At 65.1% G+C, this 20,960-nt stretch carries 22 protein-coding genes, 2 tRNA genes and 1 pseudogene; 8 read left to right on the forward strand and 17 right to left on the reverse strand.

Going from position 1 to position 20,960, the window contains the following annotated elements; translation table 11 throughout:
- From BLW48_RS35965 to BLW48_RS30430, 4 genes and pseudogenes are all read right to left on the reverse strand, one after another.
- Positions 1 to 156, reverse strand: a pseudogene (locus BLW48_RS35965) (peptide ABC transporter ATP-binding protein); the annotation flags it as partial.
- Positions 153 to 1,142, reverse strand: a complete 990-nt coding sequence (locus tag BLW48_RS30420) for an ABC transporter ATP-binding protein (RefSeq protein ID WP_093059880.1) — start codon at positions 1,140 to 1,142, stop codon at positions 153 to 155. The pseudogene BLW48_RS35965 and the gene BLW48_RS30420, both read right to left, overlap by 4 nt.
- Before the next feature lie 5 nt (positions 1,143 to 1,147).
- A complete protein-coding gene (locus BLW48_RS30425; protein WP_093079464.1) occupies positions 1,148 to 2,023 on the reverse strand; it encodes an ABC transporter permease in 876 nt (291 codons plus the stop codon).
- Positions 2,020 to 2,970, reverse strand: a complete 951-nt coding sequence (locus tag BLW48_RS30430; RefSeq protein ID WP_093179297.1) for an ABC transporter permease — start codon at positions 2,968 to 2,970, stop codon at positions 2,020 to 2,022. Before BLW48_RS30430 ends, BLW48_RS30425 begins: the two co-directional genes overlap by 4 nt.
- A gap of 103 nt (positions 2,971 to 3,073) precedes the next feature.
- Between BLW48_RS30430 and BLW48_RS30435 the strand changes: the two genes are divergently transcribed.
- Entirely contained in the window at positions 3,074 to 3,349 is a 276-nt protein-coding gene (locus BLW48_RS30435; RefSeq protein WP_093059717.1) for a YfhL family 4Fe-4S dicluster ferredoxin, read from the forward strand.
- Here the strand turns inward: BLW48_RS30435 and BLW48_RS30440 are convergent.
- The 8 genes from BLW48_RS30440 to BLW48_RS30475 form a co-directional block, all read right to left on the reverse strand.
- Positions 3,346 to 3,843 carry a hypothetical protein gene (locus BLW48_RS30440; RefSeq protein ID WP_177142467.1) on the reverse strand — a complete coding sequence of 166 codons (498 nt, stop codon included), beginning with the start codon at positions 3,841 to 3,843 and terminating at the stop codon, positions 3,346 to 3,348. The genes BLW48_RS30435 and BLW48_RS30440 overlap by 4 nt on opposite strands.
- A gap of 36 nt (positions 3,844 to 3,879) precedes the next feature.
- Positions 3,880 to 4,512, reverse strand: a complete 633-nt coding sequence (gene pth / locus BLW48_RS30445; RefSeq protein WP_093179300.1) for an aminoacyl-tRNA hydrolase — start codon at positions 4,510 to 4,512, stop codon at positions 3,880 to 3,882.
- 82 nt (positions 4,513 to 4,594) lie between these two features.
- Positions 4,595 to 5,281, reverse strand: coding sequence for a 50S ribosomal protein L25/general stress protein Ctc (locus BLW48_RS30450; RefSeq protein ID WP_093059712.1), 687 nt, complete (start codon positions 5,279 to 5,281; stop codon positions 4,595 to 4,597).
- An 85-nt stretch (positions 5,282 to 5,366) separates the two neighbouring features.
- A complete protein-coding gene (locus tag BLW48_RS30455; RefSeq protein ID WP_081269883.1) occupies positions 5,367 to 6,341 on the reverse strand; it encodes a ribose-phosphate pyrophosphokinase in 975 nt (324 codons plus the stop codon).
- A gap of 140 nt (positions 6,342 to 6,481) precedes the next feature.
- Positions 6,482 to 6,558, reverse strand: a tRNA-Gln gene (locus BLW48_RS30460).
- Positions 6,559 to 6,628: 70 nt separating this feature from the next.
- Positions 6,629 to 7,510: a 4-(cytidine 5'-diphospho)-2-C-methyl-D-erythritol kinase gene (ispE, locus tag BLW48_RS30465; RefSeq protein WP_093179301.1), complete on the reverse strand. Its 882-nt coding sequence runs from the start codon at positions 7,508 to 7,510 to the stop codon at positions 6,629 to 6,631.
- Positions 7,507 to 7,953: a lipoprotein insertase outer membrane protein LolB gene (locus BLW48_RS30470; RefSeq protein WP_256331015.1), complete on the reverse strand. Its 447-nt coding sequence runs from the start codon at positions 7,951 to 7,953 to the stop codon at positions 7,507 to 7,509. The genes ispE and BLW48_RS30470 overlap by 4 nt, the downstream gene beginning before the upstream one ends.
- Before the next feature lie 88 nt (positions 7,954 to 8,041).
- Positions 8,042 to 9,907, reverse strand: coding sequence for a tetratricopeptide repeat protein (locus tag BLW48_RS30475; protein WP_093179303.1), 1,866 nt, complete (start codon positions 9,905 to 9,907; stop codon positions 8,042 to 8,044).
- 80 nt (positions 9,908 to 9,987) lie between these two features.
- Between BLW48_RS30475 and mutM the strand changes: the two genes are divergently transcribed.
- The 3 genes from mutM to mutY all read left to right on the forward strand — a co-directional run bounded on the left by mutM (position 9,988) and on the right by mutY (position 13,943).
- Positions 9,988 to 10,800, forward strand: coding sequence for a bifunctional DNA-formamidopyrimidine glycosylase/DNA-(apurinic or apyrimidinic site) lyase (gene mutM / locus BLW48_RS30480; RefSeq protein ID WP_093059706.1), 813 nt, complete (start codon positions 9,988 to 9,990; stop codon positions 10,798 to 10,800).
- Between the two features lie 112 nt (positions 10,801 to 10,912).
- Positions 10,913 to 12,874, forward strand: a complete 1,962-nt coding sequence (locus tag BLW48_RS30485; RefSeq protein WP_093081831.1) for a dynamin family protein — start codon at positions 10,913 to 10,915, stop codon at positions 12,872 to 12,874.
- Between the two features lie 34 nt (positions 12,875 to 12,908).
- On the forward strand, positions 12,909 to 13,943 hold the full coding sequence (mutY, locus tag BLW48_RS30490; RefSeq protein ID WP_093059702.1) for an A/G-specific adenine glycosylase: 1,035 nt from the start codon (positions 12,909 to 12,911) through the stop codon (positions 13,941 to 13,943).
- A gap of 27 nt (positions 13,944 to 13,970) precedes the next feature.
- Here the strand turns inward: mutY and rapZ are convergent, their stop codons facing one another.
- The 3 genes from rapZ to BLW48_RS30505 are packed head-to-tail and all read right to left on the reverse strand — an operon-like array spanning position 13,971 to position 17,441.
- On the reverse strand, positions 13,971 to 14,849 hold the full coding sequence (rapZ, locus tag BLW48_RS30495) for an RNase adapter RapZ (protein ID WP_093179304.1): 879 nt from the start codon (positions 14,847 to 14,849) through the stop codon (positions 13,971 to 13,973).
- The gene (gene recN, locus BLW48_RS30500) at positions 14,846 to 16,528 is read right to left on the reverse strand and encodes a DNA repair protein RecN (RefSeq protein ID WP_093179306.1); all 1,683 of its coding nucleotides are present in this window, start codon (positions 16,526 to 16,528) and stop codon (positions 14,846 to 14,848) included. Before recN ends, rapZ begins: the two co-directional genes overlap by 4 nt.
- A 1-nt stretch (position 16,529) precedes the next feature.
- Entirely contained in the window at positions 16,530 to 17,441 is a 912-nt protein-coding gene (locus BLW48_RS30505) for an NAD kinase (RefSeq protein WP_093059696.1), read from the reverse strand.
- Positions 17,442 to 17,472: 31 nt separating this feature from the next.
- Between BLW48_RS30505 and hrcA the strand changes: the two genes are divergently transcribed.
- The 3 genes from hrcA (at position 17,473) to BLW48_RS30520 (ending at position 19,741) form a co-directional block, all read left to right on the forward strand.
- Positions 17,473 to 18,480: a heat-inducible transcriptional repressor HrcA gene (gene hrcA / locus BLW48_RS30510; protein WP_093059694.1), complete on the forward strand. Its 1,008-nt coding sequence runs from the start codon at positions 17,473 to 17,475 to the stop codon at positions 18,478 to 18,480.
- A 31-nt stretch (positions 18,481 to 18,511) separates the two neighbouring features.
- Positions 18,512 to 18,588, forward strand: a tRNA-Ile gene (locus BLW48_RS30515).
- Positions 18,589 to 19,048: 460 nt separating this feature from the next.
- On the forward strand, positions 19,049 to 19,741 hold the full coding sequence (locus BLW48_RS30520; RefSeq protein WP_093179307.1) for a hypothetical protein: 693 nt from the start codon (positions 19,049 to 19,051) through the stop codon (positions 19,739 to 19,741).
- A gap of 196 nt (positions 19,742 to 19,937) precedes the next feature.
- Here BLW48_RS30520 and BLW48_RS30525 read toward each other — a convergent pair whose 3' ends face one another.
- On the reverse strand, positions 19,938 to 20,186 hold the full coding sequence (locus tag BLW48_RS30525) for a hypothetical protein (RefSeq protein WP_093179309.1): 249 nt from the start codon (positions 20,184 to 20,186) through the stop codon (positions 19,938 to 19,940).
- 11 nt (positions 20,187 to 20,197) lie between these two features.
- Positions 20,198 to 20,461 carry a hypothetical protein gene (locus tag BLW48_RS35185; protein ID WP_143047827.1) on the reverse strand — a complete coding sequence of 88 codons (264 nt, stop codon included), beginning with the start codon at positions 20,459 to 20,461 and terminating at the stop codon, positions 20,198 to 20,200.
- Positions 20,462 to 20,591: 130 nt separating this feature from the next.
- Here BLW48_RS35185 and BLW48_RS30530 point away from each other — a divergent pair, with 130 nt between their 5' ends.
- Positions 20,592 to 20,882 carry a hypothetical protein gene (locus BLW48_RS30530; RefSeq protein WP_093179310.1) on the forward strand — a complete coding sequence of 97 codons (291 nt, stop codon included), beginning with the start codon at positions 20,592 to 20,594 and terminating at the stop codon, positions 20,880 to 20,882.
- Positions 20,883 to 20,960: the final 78 nt, after the last annotated feature.

Genomic DNA, 20,960 nt, shown 5'->3' on the forward strand with positions numbered 1-20,960 from the left:
GACGATGCCCACGCTCTTGCCGGCCTGCACCTCGAAGCTCACGCCGTTGAGCGCCTTGACGGTGGGCGGCGGGCCGAAGAGCTTTTCGCGCGGCAATGCGTAGTGGCGTACGAGATCGGTGACCTGCAGCAGCGGTGGAGTGGTGGCCGTGCTCATGGTGCGATGGCCCCTTCCGTGGCGATCTCTTCGAGCCGGATGCAACGCACCGCGTGATCCTGCGGCAGCATCGTGGCTGGCGGCCGGGTGGTCTTGCAGGCCTCGACGGTGTAGCTGCACCGGCCCGCGAAGGGGCAGCCCTTCGGCAGGTCGACCAGCTCGGGCACGCTGCCCTTGATGGTGGCCAGCCGCAGGCCGCGCGGTGCCCCGATGGCGGGACGCGCGGCGAACAGGCCCTGCGTGTAGGGATGGGCGCGGCGCGCGAACACCGCCTCCGTCGGGCCACTCTCGACCACGCTGCCGCCGTACATCACCAGCATCTTCGAGACCGTCTGCGCGATCACGCCGAGGTCGTGCGAGATCAGGATCAGCGCCATGCCGCGCTCGGCCACGAGGCTCTGGATCAGTTCGAGGATCTGCTTCTGGATGGTGACGTCGAGCGCCGTCGTCGGTTCGTCGGCAATCAGCAGGTCGGGCCCGCAGGCGAGCGCCATCGCGATGCCGATGCGCTGGCGCTGGCCGCCGGAGAACTGGTGCGGATAGGCGTCCAGACGCGAAGCTGCATCGGGAATGCCCACGCGGTCGAGCAGCGCGAGCACTTCCTTGCGAGCGTCGGCCTTCGAGAGACCGCGGTGCAGCCGCAGCGGTTCACCGACCTGGCGCGCGATGGTGTGCACCGGGTTCAGCGCCGTCATCGGCTCCTGGAAGATCATGCCGATGCGGTTGCCTCGGATCTGGCACATGGCTTTCTCGTCGCGGCCGATGAGCTCGGTGTCGTCGAAACGGATGCTGCCCGTGACCTTCGCGGTCGAGGGCAGCAGGCCCATCAGCGACATCACGGTGATCGACTTGCCGCAGCCCGATTCGCCAACGATGCCCAGCGTTTCGCCGCGCTCCAGCGTGAAGCCGATGCCGCGCACAGCCTCGGCGGGGCCGCGCTGCGTCTGCAGTTCGATGTGCAGGTCTTTGACTTCGAGCAGGGGCATCTTGCTTACCTTGCGCGTGCCAGCCGCGGATCGAGCAGGTCGCGCAAGCCGTCGCCGAGCAGGTTCAGGCCCAGCACCGCGAGTGCGATGGCCATGCCGGGGAAGACGGCCAGCAGGGGCGACTGGAACATCATCGTCTGCGCCTCGCTGAGCATGCGACCCCACGAGGGTTGCGGCGGCTGAGTGCCCAGGCCCAGGTAGGAGAGAGCGGCTTCGGCCAGGATGGCGATGGCGAAGCGGATCGTGATCTGCACGATCAGCACGGCCGAGATGTTGGGCAGCACGTGCTGCATCGTGATCGCGAACGGGCCCTTGCCGCAGGCGCGTGCGGCGGCCACGTACTCGCGCGACCAGATTGCGTTGGCCGAGGCGCGCGTGATGCGCGCGAAGGTCGGGATGTTGTAGATGCCGATCGCGATGATCGCGTTGACGATGCCGGCGCCGAACACGGCGGTCATCATGATGGCCGAGAGGATCGCAGGGAAGGCGAGCGAGAAGTCGGTGAGCCGCATGATGGCTTCCTCGACCCAGCCGCGCTTCGCCGCCGCCAGCAGGCCCAGCGCGGTGCCGACCACGAGGCCGATGCCGACCGCGATCACGCCCACGAGAATTGATGCACGCGCGCCGACCAGCAGCAGCGAGGCCACATCGCGCCCGTAGGTGTCGGTGCCCAGCCAGTGCGCGCCCGTCGGCGGCTTCAGCTTGTTGGCCATGTCCATGTCGTAGGGCGACCAGGGTGTCCAGACCAGCGAAACGGCAGCGGCGAGCAGCAGGAGCAGCGTCAGCGCGCCGCCCAGCACGAAGCTGCGGTGGTGCAACGCGCGGCGCCAGAAGCCGGGGACCTTGAGCGCAGCAGCGCTCGGAGCTGTGATCGCGTTCATATGTCGCTGGCCTTGATGCGCGGGTCGATCACGGCATACAGCACGTCGACCACGAAGTTCACGATGACCACCATGGCCGCCAGCAGCATCACGCAGTTGCGCACCACGATCAGGTCGCGGTTGCTGATGGCCTGGAAGATCAGCCGGCCCAGGCCCGGCAGGTAGAACACGTTCTCCACCACGATGGTGCCGGCCAGCAGCTCGGAGAACTGCATGCCCATCACGGTAATGACGGGGATCATGGCGTTGCGCAGCACGTGGGTCCACAGCACCGCGCGCTGCGAGACGCCCTTGGCGCGGGCGGTGCGCACGAAGTCTTCGCGCATCACTTCGAGCACGGCCGAGCGGGTGATGCGCGCGAGGATCGCGGCTTGAACGACGGCAAGAGACAGCGCCGGCAGCAGCAGCGACTTGATGCCCGCGAAGATGCCTTCGCCCCATCCCTCGAAACCGCCAGCGGAGAACCACTGCAGCTGCACCGAGAACACGAGGATCAGCAGGATGGCGAACCAGAAATTCGGGATCGCGATGCCGACCTGGGCCATGCCCATCAGGCCGACGTCGCCGAGCTTGTTGTGGCGGGCAGCGGCCGTAACGCCGACGAGCAGCGCGATCACGACGGTGAGTGCCATCGCCAGCATGGCGAGCGGCACGGTGAGCGCGAGGCGCTCCAGGATCAGGTCGAGCACCGGCGAGCTGTAGGCGTAGCTGTCGCCGAGGTTGCCGGTGAGCAGGCCGCCGATCCAGTGCCAGTAGCGTGTCCATGCGGGCTGGTCTAGGCCGAGCTTGGTGGCAAGGGCGGCCACTGCTTCGGGCGATGCGTCCGGCCCCATCAACATCTGCGCGGCGTTGCCGGGCAGGATCTCGAGGACGAGGAAAACGATGACCGAGGCGCCGATCAACGTGCCGATCAGCGTGGCGAGGCGCTTGAATAGAAACAGACTCATGGGGCGGGGCGCAGCATAACTGACTCCTGCAACAAGTGTGCCGTGAATGTGGCCTTTGTCATTCACAGGCGGCCCGCTTGGCCGAGCCCGCGATAATCGGGGGATGGCCCTCATGATCACCGACGAATGCATCAACTGCGATGTCTGCGAGCCCGAGTGCCCGAACGATGCGATTTACATGGGCGCGGAGTTCTACGAGATCGATCCGCACAAGTGCACCGAGTGCGTCGGCCATTTCGATGAGCCGCAGTGCGTGCAGATCTGCCCGGTGGCCTGCATTCCCCTGAATCCAGAGCACGTGGAAAGCCGCGAGACGCTGATGCAGAAGTACCAGCGCCTCACGGCGATCAAGGTGACGGCTGCTTCGACCGGCGCTTAGTCGGCCGACTTCCGCTTCTTTTTCTTGCGTTCAGGCGCGTCGCCGGCTGCCTTCGCGTTCTGACCGCCGCTGAAACTCATGCTGGATTTGCGCGGCTCGTTGGCCGCCTTCCGTGCGCGCTCCCGCTCCCTTTGCTCGGCCATGGCGAGCCGTCTTTCCGCCAAGGCGGCGCTTCTTGCTTCGCGTGCGGCCCGCTGATCGCGGTCATGGGCTGCTTTTTCCTGTGACAGGCGGGTGCGTTCCAGGCGGTCGGCGTGGGTTTGCGCGCCGCGTGTGCCGGCGTCGGCGGCCCGGCGGTCCTCGTCGCTGCGGTGGTCGTTCACCTTCACCGTCTTGCCGCCTTCACAGGGCTGGTCGGAATAGGTGCTGCCGCAACGCCAAGTTTGAGCGGCGTTCTGGGCTGAGGATCCCATGGATGCGGTGCAAATTGCTATTGAAAAGATAGCAATCACCGTCGCTCCTACTCTTTTTCTTCTTTTCTTCTTTTCACTCATTTTTTATTTCTCTCCCTCCTGCACTGCGATGGCCGGCTAGGTGGCGGCAGGCGTGCCCCCGTCGCCGGGCTCCCGCCGCGGCGGTTTGGGCCGGGGCGGTTTGCTCGTGTGAATGACCAGGGTCGCCTTCTCCATCTCGCCCGCCACCAGCGCGGGGATCGCGTGCAGGGTGCGAGTGATGGCGTCCTCTATGGCTTCGCGTTGTTCCTTCAGCGGCTTCTTGAGCACCCAGTTGACGACCTCCGACTTCACGCCGGGGTGTCCGATGCCCAGGCGCAGCCGCCAGTAGTCGCCGGTGCCCAACTGCGCGTGGATGTCGCGCAGTCCGTTGTGGCCGGCATGGCTGCCGCCGAACTTGAGCTTGACCTGGCCCGGGACCACGTCGAGCTCGTCGTGCGCCACGAGGATTTCCTCGGGCGCGATCTTGAAGAAACGGGCGAGGGCGGCCACCGACTTGCCAGACAGGTTCATGAAGGTCTGCGGCTCCAGCAGCCAGATGCTCTGGCCGCCAATGTTGGTGCGTGCCGCAAGGCCGTGGTAGCTGCGCTCGGGCACGAGATTGAGTTTCCACTCGCGCGCAAGGGCATCGATCCACCAGAAGCCGGCGTTGTGCCGCGTGGCTTCGTACTCGGGGCCCGGGTTTCCGAGGCCGACAAACAGCTTGATCATGGTCGTGGATTATCCCGTCGCCGGAAAAGCAGAAGGCCCGCACGGGGCGGGCCTTCTGCAGCAACGAATGCGAAAAAGCGAATTACTTCTTGGCAGGCGTCTTGGCAGCGGGGGTCTTGGCTGCAGGAGCGGCCTTGCCACCCTTGCCGGCCGGCGCTGCTGCGGCGGCTGCATCGGCAGCGCCTTCAGCGGGGGCGTCGACTTCTTCAGCCGCCGGCGACACGGCCGAAGCCAGCACCGGGTTGACCTTGCCGTGGCTGACCCACTTCACGCCCTTGGGCAGCTTGATGTCCTTCAGCGTGACGGTGCCGTTCTTCTTCAGGCCCGACAGGTCGACTTCGATGAACTCCGGCAGGTCGGTCGGCAGGCAGTTCAGTTCGAGTTCGGTCGTCACGTGATTGACCAGGTTCAGGTCGATCTTGACGGCTTCGGATTCTTCTTCACCCTTGAAGTGCAGCGGCACCTTCAGGGTCATGCGGGTCTTGGCATCGACGCGCTGGAAGTCGATGTGTTGCACCAGCTGGCGGAACGGGTGGTATTGCACGTCGCGCAGCAGAACCTTGCTGACGTTGCCGCCCAGTTCCATTTCGAGCACGCTCGAATGGAAGGCTTCCTTCTTCAGGGCGTGCCACAGCGCGTTGTGATCGATTTCGATCAGTTGCGGCTGGGTGTCGCCACCGTAGACGATGCCGGGGGTCTTGCCCGAGATGCGGAGACGGCGGCTCGCACCCGTGCCCTGCTTTGCGCGCTCAAAAGCGACGAATTTCATAACTAGCTCCTGTGAGAGTCCACCGCGACCAGTGCGACTCCGGTTCAAAAAGGCTTCAGAAAAGAAGCCCGCTCTTTGGCTCGGGTCAGAACAGGTTGTCCTGGTCCGAGAACAAACTCATCACCGACTCGCCCTTGGCAATGCGCTGGATCGTTTCGGCGATCAGCGGTGCCACGGAGAGCTGGCGGATCTTTCCGCAGGCATTGGCGCCATCGGAAAGGGGAATGGTGTTGGTCACGACCACTTCGTCCAGGGCCGAGCCCTGCGTGATGCGCTCGATGGCCGGGCCCGAGAAGATGGGGTGCGTGCAGTAGGCGTAGACGCTCTTGGCGCCGCGCTCTTTCAGCACTTCGGCTGCTTTGACCAGCGTGCCGGCCGTGTCGATCATGTCGTCCATGATCACGCAGTTGCGGCCGTCGATCTCGCCGATCACGTTCATGACTTCGCTGACGTTGGCCTTCGGGCGGCGCTTATCGATGATGGCGAGGTCGCAGTTCAATTGCTTGGCCAGCGCACGGGCACGAACCACGCCGCCGACGTCGGGCGATACCACGATCAGGTCTTCGTAGTTCTTGGCGCGCAGGTCGCCGAGCAGCACCGGCGAGGCGTAGATGTTGTCGACGGGAATGTCGAAGAAGCCCTGGATCTGGTCGGCGTGCAGGTCCATCGTGAGCACGCGCTCGACACCGACGGTTTCCAGCAGGTTGGCCACGACCTTGGCCGAGATCGGCACGCGGCTCGAACGCGGGCGGCGGTCCTGGCGGGCATAGCCGAAATAGGGAATCACGGCGCTGATGCGTTCGGCCGAAGCGCGCTTGAGCGCGTCGACCATGATCAGCAGTTCCATCAGGTTTTCGTTGGTCGGTGCGCAGGTCGACTGCACCACGAACACATCGCGCGCCCGGACGTTCTGGTTGATCTCGACGGTGACTTCACCGTCGGAGAAGCGACCGACGCGAGCGGCGCCCAGCGAGGTGCCGAGGTTGTGCGCGATTTCTGCAGCAAGGCCCGGATTGGCGTTGCCGGTGAAAACCATGAAATCAGGGTGATTAGCCTGCATGAGCGCGTCCCGGCAGTGCAAATTGGCTTAGGAAGCCGCCAAAAGGTTTGTGATGCGTGGCGGCCGGTGAGCCGCCGATTATTGCAGCGGGTGGGCTGCAAAAGAAGACTGCGGCCGTTGGGCCGCAGTCGTTGAAGATTTGGCAGGGGAGAAAGGATTCGAACCTTTGCATGCTGGAATCAAAATCCAGTGCCTTAACCAGCTTGGCGACTCCCCTACACGGGTCGATGGTTTTCACCATCAACCGATATATGTCGCATCGAACCGAATGAACGGTCCGATTATCTTCAGGTTGCCCATCCCAAGAGCGGATGGACTTCCAGGTTGCTGCATTGACGAACCTGCCAGCCTTCGGGGGCTTCGAGCAGTTCCGCTTCCTGCGGCGCTTGCGGCATCTTCGCGAACACCGAACTTCCGGAGCCGGTCATCCGGGCCTTCAACCCTTGGGCACCGAGCCATTCGATGGCGTCGGTGACGGCGGGGCAAAGTCGCTGGGCAACCGGCTGCAGGTCGTTGTGGCCGAAGTCGAAAACCGGGTTTCCCAGGTTCGTCGCTTCCAGCGATTCGCTATCTGCAGCAAAGCCCGAGATTATAGCAACAGGTGTGGCGCGTTGAAGATCGGAAGCCGAAAAAATTAATCGGGTATCGAGTCCCTCGGGTGGTTTGACCACCGCGAAACGCGCCGATGGCAGTGTAACCGGTGTGATTTCCTCGCCGATGCCCTCGACCCACGCATTGCGGCCGCCGAGGAAGAAGGGCACGTCCGCGCCCAGCTTCAGGCCGATGTGCGCCAGCCGCGACAGAGGCAGATTCAGTCCCCACAGGCGGTTCAGTGCGAGCAGGCAGGTGGCGGCATCCGAAGAGCCGCCGCCCATGCCCGCCTGTGCCGGCACGTGCTTGGCCACGCTGATATGCGCGCCCTGGCCGGGCGCGGCGAAAGCCTGCAGGGCGCGTGCCGCGCGCAGGATCAGGTCGTCCGCGGGCAGCTCGATCGTCAGGTCTTCGCGGCTCAGCTGCCCATCGCGCCGCAGTTCGACATGCAGCATGTCGCACCAGTCGATCAGCATGAAGACCGACTGCAGCAGGTGGTAGCCGTCGTCGCGCTGGCCGGTGATGTGGAGGAAGAGATTGAGCTTGGCCGGCGCGGGAAGGTCGTAGATCGCCTTCATGACCGTTCGAACACGATGCGCAGGTCGGCCCGGGGGCTCGGCGACTCGCGCACGGCCTGCAGCCGTCCGTTGCCGAGCTGCGCAAGATCGGGCTTCCAGCCGGGAACGGGGTCGTTGCGGCCCGCGAGCCAGCCGAACAAGGCGCCGACCGGAATTGCAGCGCCGGTAGCGGCCTCGATCAGTTCGTCGACGGAGTCGAAGCGACGTGTCTTGCTGCCGTCTTTCAGCAGGGCCTCGCCCGGTGCCCAGTGCAGTTGCGCCAGCGTGCTGCCGATGGGTGTCGTGAGTGTGAGGTCGCCCGAGTCGGCGGAGCCGCGCAGCTCGAACAGCGCAGCGAAGGTCTGCACCGGTTCACTCTCGATGCGCAGCGACATCCGGCCGCTCCAGCTGTCCGAAGTCTTCGGTGCGGAAGAGCCGCCAGACAGCTGCGCGCAGCCTGCCATCAGGAGAAAGGCGGCTCCACCTGCCGCCAAAAGGGTACGGCGGCCGTGGCCGGCCTGCGTTGGCACGAATGCCCCAGCGTGAGCCATGCTACGGCTTCACTCGCAGGCGCTTCAGCGTTTCCTGCAGCGTCTCGTTTTCGGCATCGCTCAGCAGGGCTTCCTTCCAGATCGTGACCGCGCGGTCTTTCTGGCCGGTGCTCCACAGGACTTCGCCGAAATGCGCGCCGATCTCGGGATCGGGCCGCGTCTTGTAGGCCGCTTCGAGGATGCGGATCGCCTCGGCCGTGTTGCCGAGCCGGAACTCGACCCAGCCCAGGCTGTCGGCGATGAACGGATCTTCCGGCGCCAGCTGCACCGCCTTCTGGATCAGCGTGCGTGCCTCGTCGAGCCGAATCTTGCGATCGGCGAACGAATAGCCCAGCGCGTTGTATGCGTTCTGGCTCTCGGGCTTGAGCTGGATGAGCCGGCGCAGCAGGCGCTCCATGTCGTCGAGGCGGTTGAGCTTCTCGGCGACCATGGCCTGGTCATAGACGAGGTCGCCATCGTCCGGCGCCGCCACCGAGGCCTGGGCGAGCATGTCGTAGGCCGCCTGGTATTGCTTCGCATCGCGCAGCAGTTGAACTTCGGCCAGGAATTTCTGCTTCTTGTCGTCGGGCGTGCGCTCGGGCAGGCCGCGGATGATTTCGCGCGCCTGGGGCAGCTTGCCCTGACGGGCCAGCAGCGCTGCGCGGCGGGTTTGCGCGGCCACCAGTTCGTCCGGGCCGTCGACGCGCGCGAGCCAGCGCTCGGCCGCCGTGAAGTCCTTGCGCCGTTCCGCCAGTTGCGACAGCGCGAAGTACGCCTGCGACACTCCGCGCTTGCGGTCGGCGGCGTCATTGGCATCGCCATCGGCGTCCTTGTTGGCGCTGCGGCTGCCCGACAGTTCGATGAAGCGCTTGATCGAAGTCTCGGCTGCGGCGTCCTGTTTGGCCTGCATCTGGAGGCTGCCGAGCAGCAGCCATGGCTCAGCCAGCTCGGGCCGCGAGGTGGTCACTGCCTGGAGTTGCGTGGTGGCATCGTTGAAGCGCCGGTCCTCGACGAGCGCGCGGGCGTAGGCAATGCGCAGGTCGGGCGTGGCCTTCGGGTTGTTGTTCAGGTAGCGCGTGACGATTGGCTCGGCGAGCGGCTGGCCGGGGTCGATCATTTCGAGCGCCAATGCAGCGGGTGCATCGGAGCTCGGGTCGATCTCCTGGCCCTTGCGCGCGGCTTCCAGTGCGCCGGAAGCATCGCCTGCATTCAGGCGCAGCCGGCCGACGGTGGCCCAGGCCAGTCCGCCGGTGGTCGGGTTCTTCAGCTCGTCGACCAGGGCCTGCTCGACCACCGAGGCGGCCAGCTTCTTGTCGGCGGCGCGCGAGTAATTGCGCACGATCACGGCCATCAGCAGCGGACGTTCGATCTGCGACGTGGCCGCCACTTCGGCGCGCAGCGGCTCGACGGTTTCGCTGATGCGGTTCAGCGCAATGAGGATCTGCAGTTCGATGCGGCGTGCATCGCGCGAAGTCGGCAGGGCTTCCTGCCAGGCGCGTGCGGCGGCGAGGGCCGCATCGCCGGAGCGCGATTGCAGGGCGATCTCGACCGCGCGCTGGAACAGCTTGCCGTCGCGCAGCCGGCGGGCGGCATCGAGCACCAGCGCGTAGCCGGAGCCGGGATCTCCGGAGCGGGCGGTCATCTCGCCCATCAGGATCTCGTAGAACAGGTCGGCCGTCAGCGCGGAGGGCTGCGGCGCGGGTTCGCTGGCGGCCTTGGCTGTGATGGGCTTGGGCCTTGTCGAGGGCTTCGGCTGTGCCGATTGTTCGATGGTCGGCGCAGGGCCGTTGGGGGTTGCAGGGGCGGAAGATTGTGCGTGAACCGCACAAGCCAGCAAGGCGAGAGACGCGGCCGCCGCAAGGCGGTGTCGGCGGGGCGAAAGATTCATCCGACCATAATAATCCAGGCTTTTGAACGAACCTTGCGTGGGGCTTAGTCAACGCCGCATTTGCCGGAGATTTACTTTTCATGCCTGAGCTTCCCGAAGTCGAAGTCACCCGTCGCGGCTTTGCCGACCGCATCGCGGGCGCACGCATCGACGCGGTGCGCATCGGCAAGCCCCTGCGCTGGGCCCTGATGGTGCTGCCCGAGGCGCTGGTCGGGCGGCAGGTGCGCGAGGTGCGGCGGCGCGGCAAGTACCTGCTGATCGATCTCGATCGCGGCATCCTGCTGTTGCACCTGGGCATGTCGGGCAGCCTGCGTTTCGACGCGGCATTGCCGTCGCCCGGGTCGCACGACCATTTCGACCTGGTCACGGACCGAGGCACGCTGCGGCTCAACGATCCGCGCCGCTTCGGCGCCGTGGTCTACGTGGAAGACGAGGCCGCCCCATGGGCGATCAAACTGCTCGGCGGCCTTGGCATGGAGCCGCTGGGCGATGCCTTCGACCTCGACGCCTTCCACGCCGGCCTGAAGAAGCGCAAGAGCGCCGTCAAGCAGGTGCTGCTGGCGGGCGACGTGGTGGTGGGCGTGGGCAACATCTATGCGTCGGAGGCGTTGTTCCAGGCGGGCATCCGGCCGACGCTGTCGGCGGCGCGCATCAGCCGTCCGAGGGCGGCCAAGCTTCACGCAGCCGTACGCGAAATCCTGGCCCGGGCGGTGGAGAAGGGCGGCAGCACGCTACGAGATTTCTCCAATGTGGACGGACAGAATGGCTATTTCCAGCTCGAAGCGACCGTTTATGGCCGTGCCGGCGAGCCCTGTCGGGTTTGTGCAACGCCGATCCGGCAGCTGCGCCAGGGGCAGCGCTCCACCTACTATTGCCCCAATTGCCAGAAGTAGGCGCCTGGTCCGGATGTCGGATTCAGACGTGGATCTCAGGAGAAACAATTTGGAGACGTTGGTTGTTCGCCTCCCGATGCTATATTTGTAAATTGTTTCTTACATATTTCCCTTGAGCCGCTCCTTCAACCAACAACTCGATCAGCACGGTGCGTGGCGGAGCAATTTCGCCCACCGGCTGCAGTGGCTGTCCCGCTGGCTGACCGAGAACGAGCTGCTCGACCAGGCCGTGGCGGAGCGCCTGCGCGGGCTCGAAACGCAGATCCGTACCAGCAAGGTCATGGTCGCCTTCGTGGCCGAGTTCTCGCGCGGCAAGTCGGAGCTGATCAACGCGATCTTCTTTGCCGGCTACGGGCGGCGCATCATGCCCGCGAGCGCCGGCCGCACCACGATGTGCCCGACCGAGCTGGGCTACGACGCCGCGCTCGCGCCCAAGCTGCGCCTGCTGCCCATCGAGACCCGGCTGGAGCCGCATTCGTTGGCCCATTGGCGCGAAAAGCCAACGCGCTGGACCGAGATAGCTATCGACGTCGGCAACGCCGAGCATCTGGCGCAGGCCATGAGCAAAGTGGCCGAGGTGCGCTGGGTCGCCAAGGATGAAGCGCGCACGCTGGGCTTCTGGAACGACGACACCCCCGACGACAACCCGGTGCAGGACGCCGAAGGTCGCGTCGAAATTCCGCGCTGGCGCCACGCGGTGCTGAACATGCCGCACCCGCTGCTGGAGCAGGGGCTGGTGATTCTCGACACCCCGGGCCTGAACGCGATCGGCGCCGAGCCCGAACTCACGGTGAGCCTGATTCCGCAGGCGCACGCCGTGGTCTTCATCCTGGGCGCCGAAACCGGCGTGACGCGCTCCGATCTCTCGATCTGGCGCGAGCACCTGATCACCGAGGACGAAGGCAACGACACGCGCTTCGTGGTGCTCAACAAGATCGACACGATGTGGGACACGCTGAGCACGCCCTCGCACATCGAGCAGCAGATCGAACGCCAGCGCGAAGGCGCGGCCCGTTTGCTCGAAGTGCCGCTGGCGCAGGTGTTGCCGGTGTCCGCGCAAAAGGGGCTGCAGGCCAAGATCCAGCACGACGGCCAGTTGCTGCAGGCCAGCCGCCTGCCGGCGCTTGAATCGTTGCTGGCCGAAGGCGTGCTCGGCAAGCGCGAAACCATGCTGCGGCTCGCGGTCGACGCGGGCATGACCGCGCTGCGCGCCGAGGCCGAGCGCATCCTGAAAGTGCGCCAGCGCGACCTGGCCGAGCAGGCTCTCGAGCTGCAGGGGCTGCGCGGCAAGAACGTATCGGTGATCCGCCACATGCGTGCGCGCATCGACCAGGAACATGCCGAGTTCGAAGGCAGCAACACGCGCATCCTGGCGCTGCGCTCGGTGCAGGGCAAGCTGCTGCGCGAGGTGTATGCCGTGCTCGGCCGCACTGCGCTGAAGGCCGACATGGTGCGGCTGTCGGCCGCGCTCAAGCGCCCGGGCGTCAAGTTCAATGTCCGCAAGGTGTACGGCGAGACTTTCGATTCGCTGCGCAACAACCTGCGCGAGGTGCAGGCGACCACGGCCGAGATCCAGTCGATGCTGCATGCCACCTTCCGCCAGCTGAATGCCGAGCAGGGCTTCACCCTGCAGGCGCCAGCCGAGCCCGACCTGACGGGCTTCGAGCAGGAGCTGGGACAGATCGAACGCAGCCACATCCACTACCTGGGCGTGGGCAACCTGCTGAAGCTCGCGCAGGCCGATTTCTGCGACAAGCTGGTTCGCGCGCTGGCCAGCCGGCTGCGGCTCGTCAACGAAGCAGCCATGACCGAGGTCGAGCGCTGGAGCAAGGGCGCGAGCGCGCAGATCGACGCGCAGCTCAAGGAGCGCCGCCGCAACTTCAGCAAGCGCATCGAGGCGATCGAGCGCATCCAGAGCGCGGCGGGCAATCTCGACGAACGGCTGATCGAACTGGCCGCGCAGGAAAGCAATCTCGCCGAGCTTCATGTGCAGCTGCGCGAGTTCACTTCGCTGATCGCGCAGCACGGAAAGCTGCAGGCCGCGGCGACTGTCGGCGAGCTGCGTGCGGCCTGAAGCTTCCGCCTCCACGGCGGTTGCTGGCTTGCAATTGCCCCCGGATTTCGCAGCGCAGATCGTGAGCTGGCAGCGCAGCCACGGGCGCAGCCAGTTGCCTTGGCAGAACACCCGCGACCCGTACCGCGTGTGGCTGTCGGAGGTGATGCTCCAGCAGACGCAGGTGACGACGGTGCTCGGCTACTTCGCGCGCTTTCTCGAACGTTTTCCCGATGTCAAGGCGCTGGCCGCCGGCACCGAGGACGAGGTCTTCGGGCTCTGGAGCGGGCTGGGCTACTACAGCCGCGCGCGCAACATGCATCGCTGCGCGCAGGAAGTCGTCGCGCGCTTCGGCGGCGAGTTTCCGCGCACCGCCGCCGAGCTCGTCACCTTGCCCGGCATCGGCCGCTCGACCTCCGCGGCCATTGCCGCCTTCTGCTTCGGCGAGCGCGTGGCGATCCTTGATGGCAACGTGAAGCGCGTGCTGACGCGCGTGCTCGGCTTTGCGGGCGACATGTCTTCGGCGGCGCAGGAGCGTGCGCTGTGGGACCTGGCAACGCAATTGCTGCCGCCGGCAGAGCAGAAGGAAGCCATCGCGAGCTACACGCAAGGCGTGATGGACCTGGGCGCCACGGTGTGCCTTCCGCGCAAGCCGAGCTGCATGATCTGCCCGGTCCACAAGACCTGCGCGGCCCTGCGGGAAGGCGCGCCGGAGCGCTACCCCGTCAAGACCCGCAAGCTCAAGCGCAGTGCACAGTCGCTCTGGGTGCTGCTGGCGCGCGATGCGCAAGGCCGCGTGTGGCTGGAGAAGCGGCCGTCGAAGGGCATCTGGGCCGGGCTCTATTGCCTGCCCGTGTTCGACAGCCGCGAAGATCTTCTTGCCGCACTGCCGACGGCCGCGCGACGTGGCGTGCAGGATCTGCCGGCCTTCGTGCATGTGTTGACCCACAAGGACCTGCATCTGCATCCGGTGCAGCTTCAGGGCGGCCAGCCGCAAGGCGATGGCGCGCGCTGGGTCGAGGCCGAGGAGTGGGGTCGGTTGGGCCTGCCGGCGCCGATGCGCAAGCTGCTGGAAGGCAGCGAGGCTTAGTCAGCCGATCTTTAGTCGGCGGATCAGTCAGGCCGCGTCGAGTTCGCGGTGCCGCTTGAGCGCACCCCAGCGCGCACCGAACGACCGTGCCAGCTGCTCGACCAGGAACACCGAACGGTGCTGCCCGCCCGTGCACCCGATGGCCACCGTCACATAGCTGCGATGGTCGCGCGCCAGTGCGTCGAGCCAATGCGTGAGGAACTGTTCGATGTCGTTGTACATGCGCGCCACGTCGTCGTGCTCGCGCAGCCATTCGATCACCGGCTCGTCGCGGCCCGTGAGCGGGCGCAGCGCGGGCACGTAGTGCGGGTTGGGCAGCATGCGCACGTCGAACACGTAGTCCGCATCGAGCGGCACGCCGCGCTTGAAGGCGAACGATTCGAACACCAGCGTCAGCGCGCTTTGCGGTGCCGAGATCAGCGACTTGATGTAGCTCTGCAGCTGCGCCGGCCGGATCAGGCTGGTGTCGATCACGTCGGCGCCGTCGCGCAGGTCGGCCAGCAATTCGCGTTCGAGCTCGATGGCCTGCATCAGCACGCGGTGCTGCTCGGGCACGTCGGTGCGGCCTTCCTGTCGCGAGAGCGGATGGCGGCGGCGGGTTTCTGAGTAGCGGCGCAGCAGGGCGTCGGTGGTCGCGTCGAGGAACAGCGAACGCAGCGAGATCCCGCCGTCGCGCCGCAGCGCTTCGAGCTGCTGCGGAACGATCGGCAGCGAGACGCCGCTGCGCACGTCCATGGCAATGGCCACGCGAGGCGTCTGCTGTTCGTGCTGCAACGCGATGAAGGACGTCAGCAGTTCGGGCGGCAGGTTGTCGACGCAGTAATAGCCCGCATCTTCCAGCGCATGCAGGGCCACCGACTTGCCGGAGCCCGACATGCCCGTGATGAGCACGAGGTCGAGGTTCATGGCGCGGTCACCGAGGTCTTGTGGCCGAGCATTTCGCGTGCGTGCGCGAGCGAGGTTTGCGAGACCTTCTCACCGCCCAGCATGCGGGCGATTTCCTTGGCGCGGTTGTCATCGTCGAGGCGCGACACGCCGCTCTCGGTGCGCGGGCCGTCCTTGCCAGCTGCTGCCGTCTGGCGTTTGGCAACAACGAGGTGATGGTCGGCACAGGCGGCAACCTGGGGCAGGTGGGTCACGGCGAGCACCTGGCGGTCGCGGCCGAGCTGCTTCATGAGGCGGCCGACGGTCTCGGCGACCGCGCCGCCGACACCGGCATCGACCTCGTCGAAGATCAGCGTCTGCGCCGCGCCGAGCTGGCTGGTGGTGACGGCGATGGCCAGCGCAATGCGCGACAGTTCGCCGCCCGAGGCCACCTTGCCGATGGCGCGCGGCGTGCTGCCGGTGTGGCCGGCCACGAGAAAGGCCACGTCCTCGAGGCCGGCGCGGCTGGGCTGCGCCAGCGGCTGCAGTTCGATGTCGAAGCGCCCGCCCTGCATGCCGAGACCCTGCATCGCATCGGTGACGGCCTGGGCAAGGCGCGGCGCAGCCTGCTTGCGGACCTTGCTGAGCGCCTTGGCTTCCTTCATGTAGGCCTGCTGTGCGTTCTGTTCTGCGCGTTCAAGGCCTTCGAGATCGCTTTGCGCGTCGAGCGCCTGCAGCTCAGCCTGCCAGCCGGCGAGCAGCGCCGGCAGTTCGGCGGGCGGGCGCTTGTAGCGGCGCGCGAGCGACATCCACAGGCCCATGCGCTCGTCCAGCTCGGCCAGGGTTTGCGGATCGGTGTCGGCATCGCGCAGGTAGCCGTGCAGCGTGTGGGCAGCGTCGGAGGCCTGGGCCACGCATGAGGCGAGCACTTCGCCCAGCGCGCGGAACTCGGGCTCGATGTGCTCGCAGTTCTGCAGCAGCGTGAGCGCGCGCGTAAGCGCGGGGAGGGCGCCGTTGTCGTCGTCTTCCAGTGCCTGGCTGGCACCCTGGGCCGCGTCGATCAGGGCCTGCGCGTTGGAGATGCGCGAGTGGTTGGTCGACAGCTCTTCCCACTCGTCGACGCCCGGTGCGAGCTTGGCGACTTCGGAGATCTGCCATTGCAGCCGCTCGCGCTCGCGCTGCAGCGAGTCTTGCGCCGAGCGCGCGTGTTCGAGTGCGGAAAGTGCCTGCCGCCAGCTTTGCCACGCGGCGTCGAGCGCATCGGTGCGCACACCTGCGTAGGCGTCGAGCAGGCCGCGCACTGCCTCAGGCCGCGTCAGGCTTTGCCAGGCGTGCTGGCCGTGGATGTCGAGCAGGCGGTCGCCGAGCTCGCGCAACTGCGTGGCCGTGGCTGGGCTGCCGTTGATCCAGCCGCGGCTGCGGCCCTGCAGGTCGACGGTGCGGCGCAGCAGCAGCGCGTCGCTGGCTTCGAAGCCGCCTTCGTCGAGCCAGGTGTCCAGGGCCGGGTCGGCGTCGAATTCGGCACTCACGTCGAGCCGTTCGGCCCCTTCGCGCACCGCGCCAGCGTCGGCGCGGTTGCCCAGCGCCAGTTGCAGCGCGTCGATCAGGATGGATTTGCCCGCGCCGGTTTCGCCGGTCAATACCGTGAAGCCGCCGGACAGGTCGAGTTCGAGTGATCGCACGATCACGAAGTCGCGCAGTGCGATGCGTCGCAGCGCCATTTCAGGAGCCCCCTTCGTTCCAGTGAAGTTTCTTGCGCAAGGTGTCGAAATAGCTCCAGCCGCGCGGGTGCAAGAAGCGCACGCGGAAATCGGAGCGGCGCACCACCACGCGGTCGCCGATTGCGAGCGAGGCCAGCGACTGCATGTCGAAATTGGCGCTGGCGTCGCGCCCGCCCACCAGCTCGATCACGATCTCGTCGGCGTCGGGCAGCAGCACGGGGCGGTTCGACAGCGTGTGCGGTGCGATCGGCACCAGCACCCAGCCTGGCACGGCCGGATGCAGCAACGGGCCGCCAGCTGACAGCGCGTAGGCGGTCGAACCCGTGGGCGTGGCGATGATCAGGCCGTCGGCGCGCTGGTTGGCCACGAAATGGCGGCCCACTGATACGCGCAACTCGACCATGCCGGAGGTGGCGCCGCGGTTGACGACCACGTCGTTCATGGCGAGCGCGTCGAACACCGAGGCGCCATCGCGCACGACCTGCGCATGCATCAGGCTGCGGTGGTCTTCCTCGTACTCGCCGGCCAGCATCGGGATCAGCGTGGCCTGGTAGTTGTCGAGCGGGATGTCGGTGATGAAGCCGAGCCGGCCGCGGTTGATGCCGATCAGCGGGATGCCATAGCTGGCGAGCTGCCGGCCGATGCCGAGCATGGTGCCGTCACCGCCGACCACTAGGCCGAGGTCGCAGCGCTGGCCGATTTCCTCGACGCTCAGGGCTTCGTAGCGTGGATGGGCAGGGGCGCCGTCATCGTCTTCCTCGCAGGTCGAGCGCTCGACGAACACCGTGCAGCCTTGCGATTCGAGGAAGGCGCCAATGCCTTCCATGACGCCGTCGCGCGAGTCCGCCTGCGCCCGGGCGCCGGAAGCCTGGTATTTGCCGATCAGGGCGACGTGACGAAAGCGAGAGGTCATATCTCACAAATTACAACACTAAAATCTTGCAATGCTGGACGACCGTGCCAAGTTGCTGCTCAAGACGCTCGTCGAGCGCTACATCGCCGACGGGCAACCCGTCGGCTCGCGCACGCTGTCGCGTTCCTCGGGGCTCGATCTGTCGCCGGCGACCATCCGCAACGTCATGTCCGACCTCGAGGCGCTGGGGCTGATTGCCAGCCCGCACACCTCGGCCGGCCGCATTCCGACGCACCGTGGCTATCGCCTCTTCGTCGACACCATGCTGACCGCGCAGCGCGAACAGATGAGCACGCCGAGCCTCGCGCCCGACCAGCCGCAGAAGGTGATCGCCAATGCGGCGCATCTGCTGTCAAACCTGTCGCAGTTCGTTGGCGTGGTGATGGCGCCGCGGCGCGCTTCGGTGTTCAAGCAGATCGAGTTCCTGAAGCTCTCCGACCGGCGCCTGCTGGTGATCATCGTCTCACCCGATGGGGACGTGCAGAACAGGGTGATCTTTCCGGAGGCCGACTATTCGCAGTCGCAGCTGGTCGAGGCCTCGAACTACATCAACGCGCACTATGCGGGCCTGACTATCGAGCAGGTGCGCGATCGTCTCCAGTCCGAGGTTGAAAAGCTGCGCGGCGAGATCGCCGCGTTGATGCAGGCGGCGGTGCAGGTCAGTTCCGAAGTGCTGAACGAGGCGCAGGAAGACGACGTCGTGATCTCCGGTGAGCGCAACCTGCTGGCGGTGAGCGATTTCTCCAGCGACATGGGGCAGTTGCGCCGTGCCTTCGAACTCTTCGAGCAGAAGGCCCAATTGATGCGCCTGCTCGACGTGTCGAGCAAGGCCGAAGGGGTGCGCATCTTCATCGGCGGCGAAAGCCAGGTGGTGCCCTTCGAGGAGCTCTCCATCGTCAGCGCCAACTACGAGGTCGATGGACAGGTCGTGGGTACGCTGGGTGTGATCGGGCCGACGCGCATGCCCTACGAACGCATGATCCAGATCGTCGACATCACGTCGCGCCTGGTGAGCAATGCGCTGAGCCATCGCAAGTAGGCGCTGCGGCGCGAATAGAATCGTGCCGCGTGGGCCGTTAGCTCAGTTGGTTAGAGCAGCGGACTCATAATCCGTTGGTCGATGGTTCAAGCCCATCACGGCCTACCACTGAAAAGCCGCAAGGGCACTGAACAAGGCGCTATTTAAACGATAGCGCCTTTTCTTTTTTGGCAGTACTTCTTGCGTCCGTGTAGCCACCATGTAGCCGGCGGTGCAGCTTTTCGTATGCGCCGCGGTTTGCTTATTAACGCCCCGGTCCGACGTTACTGATGCTGTGCGGGATGACTCAGACAGTGAAGACAGAACTGATGCTTTTACTGTTAATCAACATGCCTGTGCTGCGCCTGGATGAAGTCGCGGACTTGCTTAACCTCAACGTCAGGCCGTTGCAGAACAAGATCTAGCCTCGCGAAGTACCGTTTCCCCCATGTTCAAGCTCGGCGCATCGAGCGAATGGGTGGCTCATGTGTCTGGCGTGGCGAGGTACATTGACGAGCAGTGGTCGGAGGCTCGTCTCGCATTGGAGCGTCTGCACAAAAGATAGGCATCCAAAGGAGGAGTCGCATTCATGAAGCTGAGGATCTGGGCTGCAGTTGCCCTTTTGACCGCGTCGTCGATCTCGTCTGCCGCTGGCTCCGCGGTGGTGGATGGGAGATTCATCAACAACATCATTCCTCAGGGCTATTGCGCTATCGGCGACGCCGTCAGACGGGACGCGCTGACCAAGACGGCTCAGGAACTTTCTGGAGCCAAGGGACTGGTCCTCTCGGTATTTGAGTCCTGCCCTGGGAAGCAGGCGTCAGCACCCAGCGGCCGGGGTTCAACCTACCGTTACGGCTGGGTGGTAGTTGGGCGCGTGGACGGGACGACCGTGGCGTCCAGCGAATCGACAAGGGCCCAATACCTCGCAGTGCTCGATTCGGTGATGCGAAAAGACACGCCGAGCATTTCTCAAGACCCTGACAAACGCCTTTTGGCCGCGCGATCCAGCAAGGTGCCTGTTTATGAGGACTGGGGAGCCATCGGACGAGATGCCAATGCCATCTACCGAGGTAGCCTGGGCACCCTAGAAACCAAGGGCACAAGGCTGACACTCGGAATCTCGGTCGCAGCGCTCACCTTTGCCAACAACCAGACGTTTGTGAATTTTCTTTACGAGATCGTCAACGACAACACAAGCGTTGCCGGTCTGCTTGCTGAGCAGCAGAAGCTCACTGCTTCCTTTGTCAAGAACAACGAGCCGGACAAATCAAGAGACTGACCTGTGGGCCATGAAGTAATGAGCTTCACGCCGTGGCCTCTCGGGTAACTCTATTCAAGACAGCCTCACCAAGCGCCTAGCTTGGCCGGCGTGCTTGACCTAGTTCGCTCAGACCGCTTGCTTGATCGATTGGCCGTGCGTAGATTGGTGGTCAACTGGGTGATCGGCTGACCGCCATCGTCAAAACCAGACAGGACTACGCTGCCAAGGCGACATCAGTTGGTCGCACAAAGATCCAATGACGGACGCCCTCCGGGTCTGCAAACTCAAGCTCGACATTCCCATAGTCGTCCTGACCAACCATTCGCATCAAGATCTCGTTTGCAGCCCATTTGATCGCTTTGCAGTCCACTAGGGGCAGGCCCTCCAACAACTCGGGCGGGGCGCGTAGCAGACGAACCAAAGCGCCATCAGCCAGAGGCTTTCCGTTGCTATCGACATTCATACTGCTCTCCTTCACTGCGATGGATTGCACTTGCAACCCACATGCTTCGGTTGCGCACCAAGAGCCTTGGTTGCTTCCTTCTTTGCCCTGCGGACCGTCTCGTCAATGGATGCACCTGATGCCTCACCAAATGCGTGCCTCGGCATCTTTTCCGCGTTTTCAGGAATGTTGTCGTTGATGTCCGCACGACAACGACAGCTATATCCTGACGCCGGTCTGTCTGGAGCAACGTAGGAGCGCTCCCCTAAGCTGACAATTTGACCGTCGTCGATCACGGAAATTCCTTGTTTTGGTCTTCCTTGCTCCTGCAACCACCTTAGCAAGGTTTACACCATCCATGGAAGCATTTTGTTTCTCGACCGTCAATAGGCGGTACGATAGACGGAGACTGTATATTCATACAGCATGTTCTTCGCCGAGGTCACGATCTTGCTCACCCCAGACGGCGAGCGCCTGCCGCCAAGACGGAGAGAGCCGCCCATGCGCGGGATGGTCACCATCGGCAAGATGAACCGAGATCGGGACACATCCGAAACCTACGCCGTGACCGTGGATCTGTGGGAGCAACACGGCACGGCCAGGATGCGCTGCATGGCGCAGCGCGAAACCTGGCGGGATGAGCTGGGGAATCTGCGCATCAAGGAACACCGGCAAATCTGGCAGGTGGTGCCGGTCGAGAGGCAAGGCATCGAGTAGCCGCCGCAACTCGACCTGTTCTAGCCCGCGACAATCAAGCGATGAGCCAAGCCGACTTTTTCTCTTCCGAACCGGCTG

The sequence above is a fragment of the Variovorax sp. YR266 genome (assembly GCF_900107295.1).
In the GTDB taxonomy this organism is placed as follows: Bacteria; Pseudomonadota; Gammaproteobacteria; order Burkholderiales; family Burkholderiaceae_C; genus Variovorax.